This window comes from Psychrobacter cibarius (assembly GCF_904845955.1).
In the GTDB taxonomy this organism is placed as follows: Bacteria; Pseudomonadota; Gammaproteobacteria; order Pseudomonadales; family Moraxellaceae; genus Psychrobacter; species Psychrobacter cibarius_B.
Map to the genome: position 1 here is coordinate 312,949 of NZ_CAJGYX010000004.1, position 20,865 is coordinate 333,813.

A 20,865-nucleotide genomic window follows, 5' to 3' on the forward strand; every position below is an offset into this window, starting at 1 on the left:
TGGAATAGTCGATCTTATTTGAATAAGATTATTTTTAATATCTATTACAGTTTTAAGATAATTCTGATATCTTCCAAATACTAGTGGCAAGGTTTGCTAGCTTTTTCTGACGGCTGTCAATGCTATTTAAATTCCATTTAGTATAATTTTTCGGTAAATTTTGAGTCATAGTTAGACTACTTCTAGAATAAATCATTAATTTTTCTTGATATGACTTATTGGATGCCTCACGATTATTACTAGTTTCCAGCAGAGTCATATTACCTAATCGATAAGTCATCGAGTCAATCTTAGTATCGTCAATATCCTCCCAAGAGTCATCGGGATTCTCAGGTAAGATATGTTCGATATTAAATTTATCATCATTTTCATCTCTACCAACTCCACTAACATTTTTTTCAATTTCACATAGAATGTGACGAACAATTTTTTTATTGCGATTGTCTGTAGTTTTTAGTTGCTTGGCCGCAAATGCACTTTTAAAAACCTCATCTTTTGGATAGATTTCATCTAACGCTTTAATTACTAAGCTTGCAGAGCTTAACTCTTTGCATTCAATTCTTACTGCTATTTTGTTGTAAAATCGCTCTTGTTCATTAGGTGGATTATTGCAAATTACATTATAACGGAATGACAATATGCTTATCGCACGTACGATTGATAAAAATCCTTTTCTATCACTTTCAAAAAAATTTTCATAGCTTGCAAGTAGTACCGAGAAAGGTTGTTTAACCCTGTACATACTTAATTGTTTCAAATACTTTGATTCTTCCGACCATCGAACATCTTGTATATCCTTTAAGGCAGTATAAGCGTCAGCCGACAACTCAATTTCTTTAACCAGCTTAAACGCGTCCTCTTTACTTTTAATATGTTTACGAATCGTTTTGAATAAATCTGTTTTGCGTATGAGTTTATGTCTACTATTCCAATAGACTCTTAAGAATTCAGGAAAACTCTCGTTTCCTAATAACGTAACAATGCTTTCCCACCGCTCTTCTAAGTGTTTTATTTGAGTATCATGCAATTCGTCAGCACTAGCTAAAGAGAATAAATAATTTTTTAATAGGTCAGTAGAAGAAAGACGAACACCTCGCGCGTTGAGCGTCTCAAATACTTTAAAAGCATTGAGCTCATCGTTCACAGTAATAACTGTGAAAAACAATTTATCTACTAAATCATCTAGAAACTGTGCAAAATTCTGACCACTAGAAGTTTCCATCCCAAACTTCTGCTTAATTTTATTTTTAAACCAATCAAAAGCTTTACGAATTCTATGTTCAGAAGCATGTAATCCACGTTGTGGCAGCTTATCCAGTGTGATTAAGTGATTACGATAATACTTATCATTGTGCCTGTTCAGCTTTAGGATTGGTGTTTCAATCAGAGTAACTGGGTCAGTATAGCCAATATAGTCATTTTTCAACTGATGTAAACGTTGGCCATTGCGGTCAGCGTCAACACTATTACTTACCATATCTTTTAAAAAACTTAGACCTGCTAGTATTAGAATACTAAGTGTTGTTAATCGCTGCTGACCATCGATAATATCAAACTGTTTATTATTTGTAGTTTGCAGTACCAAATACCCCATATAATGTGCAGATTCAGCATCTTCGATAAATAGTGCTTCTATATCTTGCCATAGCTCTTCCCACTCTAGGTCTGACCATGAGTAATCACGCTGAAAAGGAGGTACGCTATAACGTAAACCATTACCTAATAACTGACGAAAAGTGCTATTTGTCGTATTGAAATTCATTGTCATAGTTTTTCCTAAAAGGATTAAGTGATTAATTCAGTATTTTGAAAAGTAACATTATTTATGGTTGTAGGTTTTGTAACTCTATTAATAGTATAACAACGCTAGGATAAATAATATGACCTGTTAATGTGAGTAAACAACTTTAGTTGAAGCAGTCATTTCACTTAAACCCTCTCTCAACCTCACGCCACCGTCAATTTATAGTAACAGCTTACTTCGATACCTTTTCTTTACCAATGAGATTGGTTACTCTAAGTCCAAACTGCACCAATCTGCTTTGCTTTCTCTTTTAATAACTATTTCAACGTTTATAGGATATTTTCATGCGTTTGACTCCAGTTTCTACTTTATCGCTACTTAGCCTTGCTGTTGGGCTGAGTTTTGCTAGCACTGCTCAAGCAGCCAAACCACCAGCGCCAGACTTATCTAATGCCGAGTTTCAACAATGCTTAGACGGTTTGAAAAACTCTAGCAAATTTCGAGGGGTTGATGGCTCTACTTTTAATAACTATCGCCCTAGCCAGCCTGATCCTAGCGTGATTCAGTCATTGAATTATCAGCCAGAGTTTCAAAAAGACGTTTGGGATTATTTATCTTCACTGGTCGATAAAGAGCGTGTAGAAGATGGCATCCGTGCCAAGCGCCAATGGGCGGACACGCTCCGTCAAATTGAATCACGCTATGGCGTCAAAGCCGAGCATGTACTAGGTGTATGGGGCGTTGAGTCAAACTTTGGGCAGACATTAGGCAAAAAACCTTTGTTTGAGTCTTTGGCGACGCTGTCTTGTTTTGATCGCCGTCAGAGCTATTTCCAAGGTGAATACGCTAATGCGCTAAAAATCGTCCAAAACGGTGATATCGCGCCAAGTGATATGACCGGCTCATGGGCGGGCGCTTTTGGTCAAACGCAATTTATGCCAAGTACCTTTTTAGAGCTGGCAGTCGATTTTGATGGCGATGGTCGCCGTGATTTGGTCAATAGTGTGCCTGACGCGCTAGCCTCTACCGCCAACTTCTTAGATAAGCGCGGCTATCGCACGGGCGAGCCTTGGGGTTACGAAGTCAAGCTGCCCAGTGGATTTTGGGCAGCGTCTGACCGTAAAAACAAGAAGTCTATCAGCCACTGGCGCAATCAAGGTTTAACCCTTGCTAATGGCAGCCCATTGCCTAACGATTTGAGCAGCGCAGGACTATTATTACCCGCTGGCAAAGATGGTCCTGCTTTCTTGGTCGGTAAAAACTTTGATACGTTTTATTCTTATAATGCGTCAGAAAATTATGCGTTGGCAATAGCCCATTTATCAGACTTAATCACCAAAGAGGACAGCAGCAAAACTGACTTTGTCACGGCATGGCCTACCGATGACCCTGGTATCAGTCGCCAGCAAGCCAAAGATATCCAGCAGGCGTTATTGAATGCGGGTTACGATATTGGTGGTGTTGACGGCATTATTGGCGACAATACCCGTATCGCGATTCAGCAATACCAATCTAGTCGTGGTATCTTGCCAGCGGATGGCCGCGCAGGACAGAAATTCTACCGTGCAATCATTGGAGATGCTGGAAACATAACCCCGAAAAGTACGCAATACGGCAATCAATACGGACAGCCGCCGAATAGCCAGCCTTTAAACCCTGCCTCTGCTGATCGTATGGGCCAGCTGATTCAGCAGCAAACGAGTACTCCTAATACGTACTCAACGCAGCCTTCTGCGCAATCACCTACCTCTGGTAACACACGCTATCGCCGTGTCATCGGTAGCGACGGTGTGGTGAAGCTCGTTCGTGTTGACGAAGGTTCTTAGTATTCTGCGGATGTATCTTAGGTTAAGCAAATAAAAAAAGCCACGCTATAATAACGTGGCTTTTTCATGGGGTTCATTCTTTAGTTTTTAGTCAATTGTCAACTTAAACGATCGGTGGTGGGTTCGGTTTACCATTGTCACCATCCCAGTTCTCACGTGCTTTTTCATCTAGATCAGCAGGCGTTTTTGGCTCCCATTTTCCATTTTCTTTCCAAGTAGCATCACCCCAATCAGCATCTTCTTCTTTTCTGTCCAAGTCTTTGTAAGCTTGGCTAGGGTCGATACCGCGACGTTTCATGTCCGCTACTTGCTCTTCTAATGTATGAAACTGCTCGGCAGCATGCATAGATTCTTCTAAGCCATCAAGCTCTTTTTTTAATGCATCGTTTTTAGCGTTACTCATCAGGTGCTCTCCTTAGTCAGTATTATTATGCGATTTATATACATTCGACTTATATGTATACAATATATACGTCAGTAATTTTAATATAAATAATGTATTTATTATCAATCTCTGATTAGTCTCAATATTACCAGTGTTAAATGGATTCACAACCGTTGACGCGTATGCTTTGTATTACAAAACGTAGTCACAGCCACACGTGTGCTATTTGCAGCAGATAGACTACTGACTATTTTGAAATGAGGAAGGCAGAAGTATTATTAGTGCAAAATAAGAATCATTGGGAGTTATGATGGACTTCGTTCAAGAGATTTTTTGCATGAAAGGTCAACTTCCAAAGTTCTTGCGAGACGCGAGTGCCATAGGTTGTGAGCTGTATCCAGTTTGCACCCACTAGCTGACGTTGTAGCTGATTCAAATCATCTTGAGAAATTTGGCAGCGCGAGACGGCATGGACATTCGGCATCTCTTTTTTGATGTCTTGCTCAGCTTTTGACGCTATCAAGCGATTCATGGCATTTTGCAAGCCATAGCTCGAAAAGGTCGCTGGTATTTTCATCAAGGCGATCAATATCTCTTGCCATGTTAAGGTCAAGGGTCTGGTAACATCGGTTAGGTTGCCACCTGCATAAGCTTGAGCGCTATAATGAATATCAAAAGCTTCTAGCAATATAATGGGCTTACTCACACCATCAGAGACGAATTCATCAGCAGGTGGGCTATTTTCCTTTAACGTTTTGTCAGTAGACAATAGATCTGCAAACCGTTCCGCCACGGTTTGCTTGCTAAATTTAATCATTTCTTCATTGGCTCTCAGCCATCCACCAACGACCTGATGATTGGTCACTGCGTTATAGTAAGCTTGTACAAGTAATGGCTCAATATCCGTTTCTGTATCATAATAATATATCGTATTGTCCTGCCGAGTTACCGACTTAATAAATTCTTGCAGTTGACGACTGATACTCGCATCTGGATGATGATTTTTGATTAAGATGATTAACGGTTTGAGCTTGGCTTTGGCATTCAAATAGCTCAAATGCATTTGGCTAACGCCATTCCTTTGCACGGTGCCATAACTGTCTCCAATGAGCATCAGTGCATAATCGCAGGAGTCGATACATTGTCGACCATATAGCGATGCTTTTGGCAATTGGCTCGACACATCATAGGTCAAGAAAGCCCGCGACTGAAAAAATATCGCCAAGCTGTCCAAGACCAACAATTGATCATTGTCAGCGCATATGATGTGAATATGATAGCGACGGTCTGGCACAATCACCTCTAAGCTTAGGTCATGACATAGAATAATATGATATAAAATAGAGCACAAATATCTTGTGTTGCACAGCCTAGCATAATCTTATAAAAATAAGCTCAATTTATTTTGATTATATCAACATTATGATTACGGGTTTGATATAAACACCTTTAGCTGCGCCTATTTAGAATAGTATTGCAAGATGGCGTCTTTGCCAAGCAAACGCGCTATTAAAGTACCCAGTTTATCATCGAACTTAGTCGCATGAAAAATCAATGGCGGTTGAGTGACAACTTTTGTTTTGTCAGTTGTTTCTAAGCAATGATCATCTGAGGTATTGTCAACCAATGCAGACAGCTGGTTTGCAGCCAATAGCTGCTTAACTCGCTCAGCAATCGCTTGTCCAGAATCAACGACCTGCATCGCCAATTGCTGCTGAGCAATCTCATCTAACAAAAACGTTTTGAAAAATGGGTAGTGCGTACAGCCTAGTACCAATTGATCAACACTATCATGAGCAAATAATGTGAGCTGCTGGCGTAATCTTAAAGCAGTATCATCCTGCTCTGGCATTCCCGCCTCGACCCAAGGTACCAATTGCGGATCAAAATATTTGGTCACTACCGTATTGTTGGGTTTAGCAAAGTGATCGATGACCTCATTAAGCAATGTGCCATTCAAGGTAGCTTTAGTCGCTAAAACGACCACGCGACCAGTTTTGCTCGCCGATATGGCGGGCTTTAGCGCCGGGACTAATCCGACGATAGGCAGCTGCGGATAACGCCGTCTAGCTGTTTCCAAAGCATAAGCTGAGGCGCTATTACAAGCAATAACAATGAGCTTGCAGCCCTGCTCATACAACCAATCAACGGCTGTCAAAGTCAACGCTTCAATATCAGCGCTATCACGATTACCATAAGGCACATTTAAGGTGTCTGCATAATAGACATAACGCTCGGCAGGCAGATGCTGTGCCAAATGTAGATAAACAGACAGTCCACCGACACCAGAGTCAAACAATCCGATTGGCGCATTGCGCTTTTTATTATTTATAACTGTGCCAATATTCGTTTTATGGATGTCAGCGTTAGCATTAGTTGTACTCTCGACATGCTCAACATGTTTGCCATCAAAGCTATCCGAGCACATTTTCACCCTATTTAAGCTATTACATGTAGTAATATCCATCACTACTCTACTGCCATTTTTATATACATATCGTCATCTTTATGCTGTTTGCTGTTTGCTGTTTGCTGTTTGCTGTTTGCTGTTTGCTGTTTAGCATACTACAGTAATTATCTGGTGATTTATCGCTATAGTCGGTTCAATATAATTTGAATACAAGGAAGGCAAGCAAAAGTACTACAAATAGCAGACTAAGCGAGTCTGACACTCGTATCTGATTTATATAGGATTGACTATATCTAAGCCGTAAATCATTTGACGGATACATAGCTTTGAGCCCTTACGTTAACTGGCTGGCATCGACAGCTCATAGGATTTTCCGCCACTTTGTAATGTCAGTATCGTCTCACCATTTTGCTCTGTCAATTCGCCAATTTCGGTCAAATGATAAAAAGTATTACGCCCAATAAGTGCGTCCAAACCATTTCTAACGGGCATATAAGGACGTACCTGCATATCCATTACTGCCTGCTGATCAATCGTATCATTGTCTGTAGGATTATACGCCTTTAATGTGATGGTGTGCTCATCATCTAAACGCACCACATCGCCAGTCGTCGTGGTAAATTCTAACCAACGGTTATTGCCTTCGTTGACGATACCGACGTCATTGATTAATAAAGGGGCATCTTCAACTTGGATACGGATTTTCTGTACTGGCGTCTTCAAAAAATATTCAATGACACCATTATTGTCTTCTTTCCATAAAATAGTCGCAAATAAGCTCACCAATGACTCTCTGGTCATTTGCCCTCCTTCATGCCACCACTCGCCATTTGCCTTTATGACCAGATCCATATCGGCCACATCTTTTGGGTGCCATGTATCCAATGGTGGGATGGCACGTCCTTCACGTTTGCCTACAGTAGACTTTAGATACTGACTGAGCGAATCCATATTACTTAGCTCAGATGGCACGTCTTTTGGCGGTTTAGCTGCCGATTCATCGTTTTGAATTATGTCTTCATTATTGTTATTCATCGTATAATCCTTTACTTAGCATTCAAAGTTTGGCAAATCTATTATTACTATAAATTTTAGTTTCGGGTATGATGAAAACATATCATCTTAGCACCCTCATTAGTTCAATCTTACCTTAACATCGATACTCATAAATGCGTATCGTGTTTGTAGGACTTTTCTTTTATAATGAGTAACGATTTTTTATTGAAATGGTCAAGTGGGTGTTGTGTTAATGACACATTTTACGTGATGTGTTGATATCCTTAAACACCTGGATCTCAACAGTAACATGGTCAATTGATGTCGCAAAAACAGTTTTTATCGGGCAGCCATATGTCTGAGTAATGTTAGCGCCGCAAGTCTATTATTCAATTGTTAAGCTAATGATGCCCTGAGATAAGCCACTAAAAGTTTAGGAGTAGGTATGCAAGAGCAAGACAATCAAAAGCCAGTCATTGATAGTGACACTGTGAATACTGACCCATCAGTAGCGACAGAGACGGCAAATCTAGATAAAGCAGAGTCAGCCGTTGTGACCCAAGAAGTGCCAGCTGAAACAGTCGCTATCGACAAAGCGCCAGAGCCAGTAGTAGAAGCTGTCGCGGCAGAGCCTGAGATTGAACGTGAGTCCATGGAATTTGACGTTATCATCGTTGGTGGTGGACCTGCTGGGCTATCTGCTGCTATCCGCCTGCGTCAGCTCGCTATCGCTGCTGGTAATGATGAGTTTATGGTTTGTGTGGTCGAAAAAGGTTCTGAGTTTGGTGCGCATACTTTATCAGGTGCTGTCATCGAACCACGCGCTTTGAACGAGCTGATACCAGATTGGAAAGAAAAAGGCGCGCCGCTTAATGTGCCAGCGACCGAAGATCGCTTTTATTATCTAAACTCAGCCACACGCTCTACTAAAGTACCTGACTCGTTGATTCCAGGACCGATGCACAACAATGGCAACTATATTGTCTCATTGGGCAATGTGGTGCGCTGGTTAGCGGTACAAGCTGAAGAGCTTGAAGTCATGATGTTCCCAGGCTTCCCTGCAGATGATATTTTATATAACGATGACGGTTCTGTACGTGGTGTCTTAACGGGCGATATGGGTGTGGCTGCCAATGGCGAAGCCAAGCCTAGCTTTGAGCCAGGTTATGAGCTACTTGCTAAATACACTATTTTTGCCGAAGGCAGCCGTGGTCATTTAGGTAAGCGCTTAATCAGCCGTTTTGATCTTGATAAAGACTCAGATCCTCAGCATTATGGTATCGGTCTGAAAGAGCTGTGGGACGTAGCCCCTGAGAAACACGAGCAAGGCGTGGTCATGCACGGTCTTGGCTGGCCCTTGACCGAAACAGGCTCTACTGGTGGCTGGTGGTTGTACTTCGATGAAAACAACCAAGTAAGCTTTGGTCTTGTCGCTGACTTGTCTTACCACAACCCATATATGTCGCCATTCGATGAGATGCAGCGCCTAAAAACCCATCCCGTCATCAAAAACGTATTGGAAGGCGGTAAGCGCATCTCTTATGGCGCACGTGCTTTGACCAAAGGTGGCTTAAACTCTCTACCGAAATTTACTTTCCCAGGTGGTGTATTGGTCGGTGATGATGCTGGATTCTTGAACCCCGCTAAAATCAAAGGCACACACACATCGATGAAGTCAGGCATGCTAGCCGCCGAAGCCATCTTTGAGGCGCTACAAGCCGATCGTCAGCATGATGAAGTGGTTGCTTATACCACCATGTATAAAGAGTCATGGTTGTATCAAGACAACTATGAGTCACGCAACTTCTCGCCTGCAATACATCGCATGGGTCTGTTTATGGGCGGTGCTTTTACCTTTATCGAGCACAACTTATTAAAAGGTAAAATGCCGCTTACCTTACATGACAGCCTGCCAGATTATGATCAGTTAGAGCGTGCCAATCATGCTTTTCAGCCAACCTACCTCAAGCCTGATGGCAAACTGGTATTTGACAAGCTGTCATCGGTATTTATCTCTAATACTAACCATGCAGAAGACCAGCCGGTACATTTGAAACTGACTGATCCAACGGTACCTGTTTCAATTAACTTACCACTATATGCTGAGCCTGCCCGTTTATACTGCCCAGCTGGTGTATATGAAATAGTAAAAGATGCGGAAGGAGCTAAGTTTGTCATCAATGCGCAAAACTGTGTGCATTGTAAAACTTGTGACATCAAAGATCCTTCACAGAATATCACTTGGGTAACGCCAGAAGGTGGCGGTGGCCCTAACTATCCTAATATGTAAATATAAACAATATTAGGATCAATCGCTGATATTAAGAACCGCCCTTATGAATTCATAAGGGCGGTTTTTTTAACTTCGACACATGAGACAAGTTTATCTTTAATCAGGTGAGATTAATCTGTCCATGCATCACGATTGGCTTCGTCTTTAAGCTTCACAAAGTCATCAGGATTAAACTTGATTTGATCGCCAGTTTTACCTTCTTTAATCTGACGCTCGTAGTCACGCAATATGCGCAGCGCTACGGGTGACAAGATTAAAATAGCCACTAAGTTAACGAGTGCCATTAGACCCATTGATAAGTCAGCGAAGTTCCATATGGCAGGAAGACTGGCAATAGCACCCACAAATACCATGCCAAGTACCATAAAGCGGAATATCATGATCATGACTTTGGCATTTTTGGCACCAGAGATGAATTCAAGATTTGACTCACCATAGCTATAATTGGCAATGATAGAGGTGAAAGAGAAGAAGAAAATAGCGATCGCAACGAAGATAACACCCATATCACCCACATACTGCGACAGTGCCAACTGAGTCAGCTGAATACCTTCTTGCTCAACACTAGGATCGACCACGCCGGCCAAAATAATAATCGACGCCGTTGCCGTACAAATGACAAGCGTATCCATAAACACACCCAACATTTGCATAAATCCCTGCACCGCTGGATGATCGGGATGACTCTTCGCCGTTGCCGCCGCATTAGGCGCTGACCCCATACCCGCCTCATTTGAAAACAGACCACGCTTGATACCGTTAATCATTGCCTGAGCAATACCATAACCAATCACCCCGCCTGCTGCTTGCTCAAAACCAAATGCTGATTTAACAATTAACACAATCGCCGCTGGGAATTGACTAAAATTCGTCACGATAATGAACAAGGCCAATAAGATATAGAGAATCGCCATAACGGGTACGATTTTACCCGCAATACGAGCAACCGAGCGCAAACCACCGAATACCACTGGCGCAACTAATACGACCAATACCAAACCTGTCATCCACGTTGGAACCCCAAATGCTTCGTTGGTCGCTTGTGCGATGGTATTTGACTGCACGCCATTAAAGGCTAAACCGAACGCTACTAATAAGCATAATGAGAAAAATATCGCTAGCCAGCGCTGACCGAGACCTTTTTCGATATAATAAGCCGGTCCACCGCGGTAAACATTGTCATTGTGCGGCACTTTATAGGCTTGTGCTAATGTTGATTCGATAAAGCTGGTCGACATACCGACGATCGCAGTCATCCACATCCAAAACACTGCACCCGGACCGCCAAGGTAAATCGCGATTGCAACCCCTGCCAAGTTACCTGTACCGACCCGCGCTGCCAATGAGGTCATCAGCGCCTCAAATGAGCTGATGCCGCCATCTTTACGCCCTTGATTGGACACACGCAATAGCTGCCACATATGCCCAAAGTGGCGAAACTGAATAAAACGTGTGGCAATGGTAAAATACAAACCCGCACCAATCAGTACGAACATCAGTAATCCATACCAAGGGTTACTCGCAATCAACCAATCATTGTTGCCCCAAATAATACTGACACCATAATTGACGATGCTATTAAACCAACCTGCTATCCCTTCACCCATACTGCTATCCTCTCACTTACATTTTATACTGCTAGTATATTTTATGGATTGATGTGATTAATGATATTTAAAATGCTTACTAATTCCTCTGCCCACTGATGAAACAGTAAATATCTGATCAATATACTGGCAAAGTAAATCACTAACATCCTGTCGCTACATTTTAACTGACTAGAGATTATTTAACTATTTCAAACCTCTATTATAAAAATTAAATAATTACGAACTTTTGCAAGGTATTTCGATAAAACACAAAAAAATATTTTTTATATGAAATATTGAGGAAAACTTTTGAGACTAGGTACAACAGATAGATTTTAAAACGTACTCATACAAACACCATTCCAAAAAAAATAGTCACCGCCATAATATTTATTGAGCAAAGTATGGGCTATATTTATAGAACGAATGACTTTTATTGCTAATAATGCTCTAATACCTCTATAAAACTAAATCCTTAATATAAATAAGGTTTTAGCACAACCCTTGAGCAACGGCCGTTTTTTTAGCTGGTCTCTCTTACATAAGTTGACCATGGTTTCCATAAAGCAAACATTTAGTTACATAAAGTAAATAAAATTTATTTATTGTTAATTAAGTCAATATTGTATATATTCCCAATAAGTTCATAAATATTTCTTGCAATACTTATTGGCATGAATAATAAGTTGAAATATTAAGAAAATATCATCAGGGATGATGAGCATAATAAGACAGAGGACTGTCAACCAATACCGACCCTCCTCCATAAATCCTCATCTCTATATACTATAAATCCAGTCATTCTATAGCCCATAAATCTTGTTAGATGTTTAGGTTATAGTCGACCCACAGCCATATTTTACAATGTAATTTTTAGCAAAATCGAACCACAGAAAAGTATTTTTCGCAGTGTTTTAACTGATAGAAATCTGCCTTTTTTTCGATAATATTGGGTTACTTACTACTGGTTGGTCATTCTGCTTTATCAGCCTATAAACTGATTTTATGATCCGTTTATAGACAACGTATCGAACTGTCTTCCATCATGTGATACATGCTAAAGCAAAATAACTTGTCAGGCTCAAATCAGTAATCTTGTTTTTATGTTAGGCAAAAGGAGTTGTCCTATGGAAAACCACAACGATCCATCCGGTTATTGGCGTGCCAATGTCCGTCTCATTTTAGGTAGCCTATTTATTTGGGCGCTATGCTCATACGGGTTTGGGATTTTGTTACGTCCTCTCTTAGCAGGTATTAAAATCGGTGGTACCGACTTGGGCTTTTGGTTTGCTCAGCAAGGATCCATTGGGGTATTTATCGTTTTAATTTTCTTCTACGCTTGGCGTATGAATAAGTTAGATAAACAATACGGCGTAGACGAGGAATAGCCCCATGAGTCAATTTACGATTAATATTATTTTTGTAGGTCTATCTTTCGCTCTATACTTCGGTATTGCAATTTGGGCACGTGCTGGCACAACGAGTGAATTCTACGTAGCAGGCGGCGGTGTTCATCCTGTCGTCAACGGTATGGCAACGGCTGCTGACTGGATGAGTGCTGCGTCATTTATTTCGATGGCAGGTATTCTTGCCGCTGGCGGTTATGGCGCATCAACTTATTTGATGGGTTGGACAGGTGGTTATGTACTACTGGCAATGCTCCTAGCGCCTTATTTACGTAAATTTGGTAAGTTTACGGTACCTGACTTCATCGGCGACCGTTTTTATTCAAAAACGGCAGCAATGATTGCCGTAATTTGTTTGATTATCGCCTCAACCACATACGTTATCGGTCAGATGACAGGTGCCGGTGTCGCTTTCTCACGCTTCTTGGAAGTTGAAAACACGACTGGTCTCCTGATTGCTGCGGTTGTTGTCTTCTTCTATGCTGTACTTGGTGGTATGAAAGGGATTACTTATACGCAGGTAGCGCAGTATGTAGTTCTAATGATTGCATATACCATTCCTGCTGTTTTCATCTCACTTGAGTTAACAGGCAATCCAATTCCAGGTTTGGGCTTGTTTTCAAACCATGTGGAAGCAGGCGTTCCTATCTTAACCAAGCTAGATCAGGTGGTTACTGATTTGGGTTTCACGGCTTATACTGCTGATGTCCCTAACAAACTAAATATGGTGCTATTTACCTTATCACTCATGATCGGTACAGCAGGTCTACCACACGTTATCATCCGCTTCTTCACCGTACCTAAAGTCGCTGATGCGCGTTGGACAGCTGGTTGGACGTTGGTATTTATCTCGCTATTATACTTCACTGCTCCTGCCGTAGGTGCAATGGCACGTTTAAACCTGATTGATACGATTTATCCACAAGGGGTAGCAGAAGCACCTATAAACTATGATCAACGTCCAGACTGGATGAAGACATGGGAAGATACCGGTCTCATTAAATATAATGATCTTAATAATGATGGTCGTATCCAAATGTACAACGACAGTGGACTTGGTGCCGCTGAGCTTGCCTTAACTGCTGCACAAGCGGATGGTGGCGATGTAGCCGCTGCCACTGCAGCCGTAGAGACTGCACGTGTCGCACAGGATTTAGAACTTGATGGACGCTTTACCGCAGCGGGCTGGAAGGGTAATGAGCTGGATGTCAATGCCGATATCTTAGTATTAGCTAACCCAGAAATTGCGAATCTTCCACCATGGGTTATTGGTCTTATCGCCGCAGGTGGTTTGGCAGCAGCGCTCTCAACAGCAGCAGGCCTACTACTGGCTATTTCGTCAGCGATCAGTCATGACTTGATTAAACGAAACCTTAATCCAAATATTACTGATAAAGGCGAATTGAGAGTTGCGCGTATTACGATGGGTGTTGCGATTGTAGTTGCTACTTGGTTAGGAATAAATCCACCAGGGTTTGCCGCACAGGTAGTCGCATTAGCATTCGGTATCGCTGGTGCATCGCTCTTCCCTGCACTGATGATGGGTATTTTCTCTAAACGGATCAATAATGTTGGTGCCATCGCTGGTATGCTAACAGGTCTGATTAGTATCCTTGTTTATATCTTTGTCTTTAAAGGTTGGTTCTTCATTAGCGGTACAGCGAACTTCCCTGATACGGCAGAGTATTGGTTGTTTGGTATCTCACCACTATCATTTGGTGCGATTGGGGCATTGCTTAACTTTATCGTAGCGTTTGCTGTCTCTTATGCTACTGCGCCCCCACCATTACACATTCAAGAGTTGGTTGAAAGTGTCCGCTCTCCACGTGGCGCAGGCGGTGCAGTCGACCACTAAGTATATAAATGAGAATATATCTTCAGTTACTATATATCACTCACAGGCAGTAGCTGCTTGTGAGTGATTTTTTTATCTCTTATTTATTATAAAAAATGTTAGATTTTTGCTTTATTGAATATACTTTATTAACTATGCTTAGGACGTGTTCTCAATTAAATCGATTACCCTCTAAATGGGCTAAAAATGGCTAAATTTTGCCAAACATCGTTAATAGCTTATCAATATCTCGATATTATTTGCGCTACTTTCCTTGTTTGACGGCAATTTATCTCATTTTTATGACCATTTTTAAAATGAGAACACGCCCTAGTTAAAAGCGCTCAATTAAAAGTGCTTAACGCATTAAGGAAGATTTTATGCTTTTTGAGTTTATCGCTACCATCGCTGCCGCATTTGGCATGGCTGGTCTGGCACTCATTATAACTCACCTCAGTAAACTGGCTGGCAAACGCGCACCAAAGTGGCTTATTCCTTTGTTTGCTGCGATTGGTATGTTTGCCTTTCAAATACACCAAGAGTATAACTGGTATGGTCAGCAAGTGAGCAAGTTACCAGCAGGCGTGCAAGTCGTCAAAGTAGCAAAAAGCACCGAGTGGTTTCGCCCATGGTCTTATATCAAACCGCAAATATTACGTTTTATCGCTGCCGATACCGCCAACGCTAGCGTGCAGGTAGACAATCCAGATGTATATTTGGTTAATTTATATCTGTTTGAAAGACGCAGAAGCGTGCAGAAAGTACCACAAGTTATAGACTGTCGTATTCCTGCGCGTGCCGATTATGTCATACCCGAAAAAGACAGTAAGCTAACGATTGATGAACATGTCAAGCAAACAACAGCATGGCGAGAGTTGGCAACAGATGACCCGTTGTTCATTAGTATTTGTACTGGTAAAAGCTAACCTCCGCATAAATATGTAAATACAACCCTGCTAAAATAGCTGATTATTAAGGGATTTAAGACGGCTTATATTATAGTCATGTATTCAATTGCGCTGAGAAGCTGCGGTATAAGTATGCTTAGAATTAGCGCCTAACAGCAATCCAGCGCATAGACCACCGAAGTGCGCCGCAAACGAGATACCTTGTTGCGGCATCAATCCTTGCTTGATGGTCAACCAATAGCCAGTACCCATGACAATACAGGCAATCAAATAACCCCAACGCCGCGCAAATACAGCACCGCCTATCATATAGCCGAGCATCGCGAAACATAGCCCTGATGCGCCAACATGAATTGACAATGGCGAGCCAATGATCCAAGTGACCAATCCAGATGCGATAATGAGCTTAATCACTGTTCGATAAGCATTCTTCTCAAACAATCCAAACAAAAATAAAATCTGTAACAACGTCAAAGTGTTACCAAGCAAATGTGAAAAATTGCCATGCATCGTCCATGATGCAAATACTCCAATCATGCTGCCCACATCTAAGGCACGAGGCACAATCCCGAAGATATTCCACATGCCAAATAATGCCACTTCATTTAAAAAAAACATGCCCCACATCGGTATTAATACAAAAGCATATAAGCCTATAACCTGCTTTATTCGTATCATAATCAAGTTAAGCAGTTGCTGCCAATTCATATAATGCCCTACTCTTTTAATTCATGTTTTAATTCATGTTTTAATTCATGTTTTAATTCATGTTTTAATTCATGTTTTAATTCATGTTTTAATTCATGTTTTAATTCATGTTTTAATTCATGTTTTTAGCGATATTTTAATGACTCAGCGTAGCAGTGGAGCGTGTTACAGGTGTAAAATCTAACAATGCAGCCTCTTTGCCAGTCATCAAATAACTGTCACTATGTAATAACGATGTTGAGTGATAAGGCACCAAAGCGGTGGGTACGAAGCGACGAGCGGCATCGATATGTTTGATAGAATCATCAAAAAGGATATGAGGTGCAAACGTTCTAAGTACCGCTGTTTTTTCTAAACCTCCTAAGAAAAACGCCATATCAACATTGACGCCCCACTCTCGCAATGTCTTAATCGCACGCAGATCAGCGGGTGCGTTGCGAGCTGTCACCAATGCAATCTTTATGGGAGAATACTTGAGACCAGCGGGTAGACGTTCCTGTAAATTTGATAGTTTAATCAACAGTTCAGCATAGGGGCCTTTTTCAATGGGTAAATCACGCATCTGTATTTCGCGATCGTGAAAAGCACGCAGTCCTTTTTGCTTGTACAGCAGTTCACCTGAATCATCAAACAGCACCGCATCACCATCAAAAGCAATACGTAGCTGATCGGTATCTAACTCATAAGTATTGACAGGGGTTGCATCGAGTATCGCACAAGCGCAGATATTGGCATCAGCCACTTGCTGGGCATCTTCGCGATTGGTCGTCAAAAATAGATCGACGTTGAAGTCTTTAATATAAGGAGCAACAGAACTGCCTGAAATAAATGCCGAGCGCGAGATAGTCAGCTCATGTTCAAGAATGGCATTGAGGACTTGAATGCCCGTATCTGGACTACTCTTTGAAACAATGACCACTTCCACCAAAGGTGTCTCAACCTCTAAATCTTGCATGCCATCATTGCAATAATTATTCAGATTTAATAGAGCTTTAATTAATGGATAACCAGCACCAATACTGAGAGCATCGTTCTCACGCTTGGTCATATAATCTCGAAACTCTTTTATGGCGCTTACAGGTCTCTGCTCTAGCAGCTCTAGTAAATAATTTTCTGATTCTGTTAAATCAAAAAGTGCCGTTGCAGAAATCGCGACGATGAGCGTATTACTAAAATCGACTGCCATGATTTTCTCTACTTATAAAGTTATCTATTCGGAAATGCCAACCAGTTTACTACATTCACAAGCCCTTAGAATGATAAGAAAAGTTATCCACGTATAATGTCATTTAGTATAAAAACTACTTTTTAGGTAATCAAAATGACCGCTCAAAAAATGTCTCATAATGTGACTTTATGTGGAATAATTTAACCATAGAATTATTACGCTAACTTTTTCTATTATCATAAAAAAGCCATATTGTTATGGAAACAATATGGCTCTATTAATGAACAATGTAGATGAGCAACGAAGCTATGACTTTCTAAGCTTACTTTTATCAATAGGGCTTACGTTAGCAGCACTAAAGATATCGCTGGAAAGGCGACCAAAATAACCAGTCGAATCAGATCAGAGACAATGAACGGTGCGACCCCGCGAAACATATCAGACAGCTTAATATGCGGTGCCATCGCTTTAATGACAAAGATATTCATCCCCATCGGCGGCGTAATCAGTCCAAGCTCTACTGTCAATACAGCGATGATACCAAACCATACGGGATCAAACCCTAACGCCACAATGATTGGATATACCACTGGAATGGTAATGACCAGCATCGCCAAAGCATCCATGAACAACCCTAAGAGGAAGTACATGATTAAGATACAGATCAGTACAATCATCGGGCTGACTGCTAATGTACCAATCCAAGTCGCTAGCGTATAAGACAAGCGTGAGACGGAGATAAAGTAACCCAAGGCTTCTGCACCCAGCAGCATAAAGAACACCACCGCTGATAATGCAAGCGTTTCAATCAAAGATTGCTTTAGACCTTTTATACGCATGCCTTTGGCAAAAGCATAAGCCCAAGAAACAAAAGCACCGACTGCCGCTCCTTCTGTCGGAGTAAATAACCCAAAGAAAATACCAGCGATAATCACAATAAAAATAAAGCTAAATGGTATGAGTCCCGTCAATGACAGCAGCTTGGCTTTCCAAGAAGTAGGCTCACCGCGACGCGCTAAATGCGGCTTCCAGCGTACCATAATCATAACAGTGATTGAATACATCACCATGCCCAAAATCCCAGGCAAGAAACCAGCGATGAACATGTCACCGACTGACTGCTGGGTTAAGATGGCATAGACCAGTAGCGCAATGCTAGGCGGAATCATAATACCTAACGTGCCACCCGCTGCTAAAATACCACAGGCAAAACCTGGTTGATAACCATATTTCTCCATTTGTGGCAGCGCAACTTTGGTCATAGTGGATGCTGTGGCTAAGGATGAGCCTGAAATAGAAGCAAAAATACCAGACGATCCTATACCAGCAATACCCAAACTGCCCCTCACTCCCCCAAAAATAGTTCGGGTAGCTTCAAACAACTTCCCTGCCATACCTGAATGAGTGGCAAAAACGCCCATTAAAATAAATAAGGGAATCGCACTAAAGTCATATTTGGCTAGCACATCTACCGGAATATCTTTGAGCATTTGCAGTGCGCCACTGGGCGCCGTCACTGCGCCAAAACCAACCAATCCAACACCTAACATGGCAAGCGCCACTGGAACTCGTAGGACAACAAGCAGTATCATGACGATTAAGCCGATAGCTCCAATAATTTCTGGACTCATGCGCCTGTCTCCTCGGCGTCAAAGAACTCGCCCGTTTTAAAGATATTGATGGATTCGATTAATGAGCGAATGGCGAGTAAGAGACTTAAAAATGCACTAAATGCATAGATGGGCATCATTGACAATCTAAGATCTTGAGTGACTTTGCCGTATTCTATGGCATCAACAGCACTCTCATAAAGCCCCCAAGCAAAAACGATACCAATGATAAAAAAGCCCATCATAAAGACGCCCATCATATAACCTTTAATGGCTTGCGGCATTTTTTGGGTAAAGACATCAACGATGATTTGTGAGCGTTCGACGAAAGCGCCAAAGGCAGCAAGTAAAGCAAAGAGCATGAAGTAAGAAACGATCTCTACACTGCCTTTAACGGTAAAGCCAAACTCACCACCAGTCAGCTTAAAAATATAACGAGCAGTCACATCGAGCATCGTTGTGAGGACAATAATAATAAGACTGATACCACCAATAAACTGGCATAATCTAGAGATTAGAATACTGATTTTTACTAAAAATGCCATGTGACACCTCCAATGGGTTATACCACTTTACAAGCAGCACTGGCAGCTTTTGCTTTCTCATAGACACTATCAGCATCTAAACCCAAAGCATTGACATCATTTAGATATTTTTTAGTACCCTTTTCAAGTGGTCCTTTCCAATCAGGATCATTCAATGGATCAGGAATTTCAACGATCTCATCGCCTTTAGCTTTAGCAGCTTGAATGGCCATTTGATCATGCTTATCAAACACTTCACCAACTTTATTAGCCAATGCCATTCCTGAGTTTTTATCCAACACTTGCTTTAAATCATCGGGTAAGTTGTTATATTTATCCTTATTCATAGTAACCATCAGCGCCGAACTATAAAAAGGAATGTTGGTATGATATTTGGTGATTTCGTCAATTTTGAACGCTGTGACGGCCTCCCAAGGAAAACTCAAGCCATCGACGACGCCGCGCTGTAGCGAGGTATACATATCATTAGCAGGCAATCCTACTGGTGATGCTCCAGCACTTTCGATAATGTCACCCGCGACCGCAGAAGGGCGGCGGATGCGCATGCCTTTCATGTCTTCAGGAGTCCGAATCAACTTATCCGTAGTATGCAGTGAGCCAGGCCCAGCGCCATACATAAATAGTAGATGTGAGTCTTCATACTCACTAGCAAGCGTGCCATCCTCATAAAGAGTCTGAAGCATACAACCCATTTGAGTCGCTGAGTTTGATAAACCAGGAAGTTCAGTGATTTGAGTTAAAGGAAAACGACCACTGGTATAACCATGTGCTTGTGAGCCGATATCTATCGTACCTTTAGCAGCAGATTCGTACGTAACATCTGCTTTGGCAAGACCCGCGGAAGGATACAACTCTACTTTTAAGCGACCATTAGAATCTGTCTCTATTTGCTTGGCCCAAGGTTCAAAAACCTCTGTGCTAATAGAAGAGGTTGCTGGCCAAAAGTGGGAGAAGCGTAAAACGGTCGTTTCTTGAGAGTTTGCTGATGAGCCATCAGTCGTGTTAGCAGATTGGTTAGAGCAGCCTAAAATACTAACAGCCGCTAAGGCACCAATTGAAAAAAGAGGAGCTAGCTTCATTATCAATTCCTTTTGATAATTGTGAAAATAGGAGTAATACATCACTGGTAAATAATCCAATCTATACCAGATGTAATAATTTACAAGTTTTAAATATATCTTTTACATACCTGTAATAAAAATATAGTTTAAAATTAGCAGCTATAATGATATAAGTCAAATCATTTTGATGGCAGGACTAGAAAATATATTCATAAAATTGCATAGCAATTAAACAAAAAAATCGTCAATTCAAATAGGAAATACACTTATAGAGTGTGAATTATAAAAGTAAGTTAGATTAAGTATAATTTTATACTATTTTCCCAAATCCCACAGCCAAAAGAAAACCCCCTCCGCTTTCGCGGAAGGGGTTTTACTTTGA

16 protein-coding genes are annotated in these 20,865 nt (G+C 41.3%); 5 read left to right on the forward strand and 11 right to left on the reverse strand.

Features of this window, described 5'->3' with window-relative positions; genetic code table 11:
- Positions 1 to 52: 52 nt before the first annotated feature.
- Complete coding sequence (locus tag JMV76_RS10275; RefSeq protein WP_201502596.1) at positions 53 to 1,768, reverse strand: DUF262 domain-containing protein; 1,716 nt, start codon at positions 1,766 to 1,768, stop codon at positions 53 to 55.
- A 320-nt stretch (positions 1,769 to 2,088) separates the two neighbouring features.
- Between JMV76_RS10275 and JMV76_RS10280 the strand changes: the two genes are divergently transcribed.
- Complete coding sequence (locus JMV76_RS10280) at positions 2,089 to 3,570, forward strand: lytic murein transglycosylase (RefSeq protein WP_201502597.1); 1,482 nt, start codon at positions 2,089 to 2,091, stop codon at positions 3,568 to 3,570.
- Between the two features lie 103 nt (positions 3,571 to 3,673).
- Here the strand turns inward: JMV76_RS10280 and JMV76_RS10285 are convergent, their stop codons facing one another.
- From JMV76_RS10285 to JMV76_RS10300, 4 genes are all read right to left on the reverse strand, one after another.
- Positions 3,674 to 3,973, reverse strand: coding sequence for a hypothetical protein (locus JMV76_RS10285; protein WP_045455583.1), 300 nt, complete (start codon positions 3,971 to 3,973; stop codon positions 3,674 to 3,676).
- Positions 3,974 to 4,250: 277 nt separating this feature from the next.
- Positions 4,251 to 5,249, reverse strand: coding sequence for a DUF4062 domain-containing protein (locus JMV76_RS10290; RefSeq protein ID WP_227690288.1), 999 nt, complete (start codon positions 5,247 to 5,249; stop codon positions 4,251 to 4,253).
- A 165-nt stretch (positions 5,250 to 5,414) separates the two neighbouring features.
- The gene (gene murI, locus JMV76_RS10295) at positions 5,415 to 6,383 is read right to left on the reverse strand and encodes a glutamate racemase (RefSeq protein WP_227690290.1); all 969 of its coding nucleotides are present in this window, start codon (positions 6,381 to 6,383) and stop codon (positions 5,415 to 5,417) included.
- A 321-nt stretch (positions 6,384 to 6,704) separates the two neighbouring features.
- Positions 6,705 to 7,400 carry a DUF1285 domain-containing protein gene (locus JMV76_RS10300; protein ID WP_201502600.1) on the reverse strand — a complete coding sequence of 232 codons (696 nt, stop codon included), beginning with the start codon at positions 7,398 to 7,400 and terminating at the stop codon, positions 6,705 to 6,707.
- Positions 7,401 to 8,013: 613 nt separating this feature from the next.
- Between JMV76_RS10300 and JMV76_RS10305 the strand changes: the two genes are divergently transcribed.
- The gene (locus tag JMV76_RS10305; protein ID WP_201502617.1) at positions 8,014 to 9,651 is read left to right on the forward strand and encodes an electron transfer flavoprotein-ubiquinone oxidoreductase; all 1,638 of its coding nucleotides are present in this window, start codon (positions 8,014 to 8,016) and stop codon (positions 9,649 to 9,651) included.
- 113 nt (positions 9,652 to 9,764) lie between these two features.
- Here JMV76_RS10305 and JMV76_RS10310 read toward each other — a convergent pair whose 3' ends face one another.
- The gene (locus tag JMV76_RS10310; protein ID WP_201502601.1) at positions 9,765 to 11,261 is read right to left on the reverse strand and encodes an alanine/glycine:cation symporter family protein; all 1,497 of its coding nucleotides are present in this window, start codon (positions 11,259 to 11,261) and stop codon (positions 9,765 to 9,767) included.
- A gap of 1,109 nt (positions 11,262 to 12,370) precedes the next feature.
- Here JMV76_RS10310 and JMV76_RS10315 point away from each other — a divergent pair.
- From JMV76_RS10315 to JMV76_RS10325, 3 genes are all read left to right on the forward strand, one after another.
- Positions 12,371 to 12,631 (forward strand): DUF4212 domain-containing protein, encoded by a 261-nt coding sequence (locus JMV76_RS10315; RefSeq protein ID WP_045448034.1) that lies wholly within the window; start codon positions 12,371 to 12,373, stop codon positions 12,629 to 12,631.
- Between the two features lie 4 nt (positions 12,632 to 12,635).
- Positions 12,636 to 14,504 (forward strand): sodium:solute symporter family protein, encoded by a 1,869-nt coding sequence (locus tag JMV76_RS10320; protein ID WP_060491927.1) that lies wholly within the window; start codon positions 12,636 to 12,638, stop codon positions 14,502 to 14,504.
- A 359-nt stretch (positions 14,505 to 14,863) separates the two neighbouring features.
- Positions 14,864 to 15,409, forward strand: a complete 546-nt coding sequence (locus JMV76_RS10325; protein WP_201502602.1) for a hypothetical protein — start codon at positions 14,864 to 14,866, stop codon at positions 15,407 to 15,409.
- 84 nt (positions 15,410 to 15,493) lie between these two features.
- Here the strand turns inward: JMV76_RS10325 and JMV76_RS10330 are convergent, their stop codons facing one another.
- The 5 genes from JMV76_RS10330 to JMV76_RS10350 all read right to left on the reverse strand — a co-directional run bounded on the left by JMV76_RS10330 (position 15,494) and on the right by JMV76_RS10350 (position 20,501).
- Positions 15,494 to 16,099, reverse strand: coding sequence for a rhomboid family intramembrane serine protease (locus tag JMV76_RS10330; protein WP_201502603.1), 606 nt, complete (start codon positions 16,097 to 16,099; stop codon positions 15,494 to 15,496).
- Positions 16,100 to 16,235: 136 nt separating this feature from the next.
- The gene (locus tag JMV76_RS10335; protein ID WP_201502604.1) at positions 16,236 to 17,285 is read right to left on the reverse strand and encodes a 5'-nucleotidase; all 1,050 of its coding nucleotides are present in this window, start codon (positions 17,283 to 17,285) and stop codon (positions 16,236 to 16,238) included.
- Between the two features lie 323 nt (positions 17,286 to 17,608).
- Complete coding sequence (locus JMV76_RS10340; protein WP_045448043.1) at positions 17,609 to 18,898, reverse strand: TRAP transporter large permease; 1,290 nt, start codon at positions 18,896 to 18,898, stop codon at positions 17,609 to 17,611.
- Positions 18,895 to 19,422 carry a TRAP transporter small permease gene (locus tag JMV76_RS10345; RefSeq protein ID WP_201502605.1) on the reverse strand — a complete coding sequence of 176 codons (528 nt, stop codon included), beginning with the start codon at positions 19,420 to 19,422 and terminating at the stop codon, positions 18,895 to 18,897. The genes JMV76_RS10340 and JMV76_RS10345 overlap by 4 nt, the downstream gene beginning before the upstream one ends.
- Positions 19,423 to 19,439: 17 nt before the next feature.
- A complete protein-coding gene (locus tag JMV76_RS10350) occupies positions 19,440 to 20,501 on the reverse strand; it encodes a TRAP transporter substrate-binding protein (protein WP_201502606.1) in 1,062 nt (353 codons plus the stop codon).
- Positions 20,502 to 20,865: the final 364 nt, after the last annotated feature.

Excerpts from the sequence above, each read along its gene's own strand:
- JMV76_RS10305 (WP_201502617.1), top strand. The coding sequence starts at position 8,014 with ATGGAATTTGACGTTATCATCGTTGGTGGTGGACCTGCTGGGCTATCT.
- JMV76_RS10320 (WP_060491927.1), top strand. The coding sequence starts at position 12,636 with ATGAGTCAATTTACGATTAATATTATTTTTGTAGGTCTATCTTTCGCT.
- JMV76_RS10340 (WP_045448043.1), bottom strand. The coding sequence starts at position 18,898 with ATGAGTCCAGAAATTATTGGAGCTATCGGCTTAATCGTCATGATACTG.
- JMV76_RS10350 (WP_201502606.1), bottom strand. The coding sequence starts at position 20,501 with ATGAAGCTAGCTCCTCTTTTTTCAATTGGTGCCTTAGCGGCTGTTAGT.
- JMV76_RS10285 (WP_045455583.1), bottom strand. The coding sequence starts at position 3,973 with ATGAGTAACGCTAAAAACGATGCATTAAAAAAAGAGCTTGATGGCTTA.
- JMV76_RS10275 (WP_201502596.1), bottom strand. The coding sequence starts at position 1,768 with ATGACAATGAATTTCAATACGACAAATAGCACTTTTCGTCAGTTATTA.
- JMV76_RS10345 (WP_201502605.1), bottom strand. The coding sequence starts at position 19,422 with ATGGCATTTTTAGTAAAAATCAGTATTCTAATCTCTAGATTATGCCAG.
- JMV76_RS10335 (WP_201502604.1), bottom strand. The coding sequence starts at position 17,285 with ATGGCAGTCGATTTTAGTAATACGCTCATCGTCGCGATTTCTGCAACG.
- JMV76_RS10330 (WP_201502603.1), bottom strand. The coding sequence starts at position 16,099 with ATGAATTGGCAGCAACTGCTTAACTTGATTATGATACGAATAAAGCAG.
- JMV76_RS10325 (WP_201502602.1), top strand. The coding sequence starts at position 14,864 with ATGCTTTTTGAGTTTATCGCTACCATCGCTGCCGCATTTGGCATGGCT.
- JMV76_RS10300 (WP_201502600.1), bottom strand. The coding sequence starts at position 7,400 with ATGAATAACAATAATGAAGACATAATTCAAAACGATGAATCGGCAGCT.
- JMV76_RS10280 (WP_201502597.1), top strand. The coding sequence starts at position 2,089 with ATGCGTTTGACTCCAGTTTCTACTTTATCGCTACTTAGCCTTGCTGTT.
- JMV76_RS10310 (WP_201502601.1), bottom strand. The coding sequence starts at position 11,261 with ATGGGTGAAGGGATAGCAGGTTGGTTTAATAGCATCGTCAATTATGGT.
- JMV76_RS10315 (WP_045448034.1), top strand. The coding sequence starts at position 12,371 with ATGGAAAACCACAACGATCCATCCGGTTATTGGCGTGCCAATGTCCGT.
- murI (WP_227690290.1), bottom strand. The coding sequence starts at position 6,383 with ATGTGCTCGGATAGCTTTGATGGCAAACATGTTGAGCATGTCGAGAGT.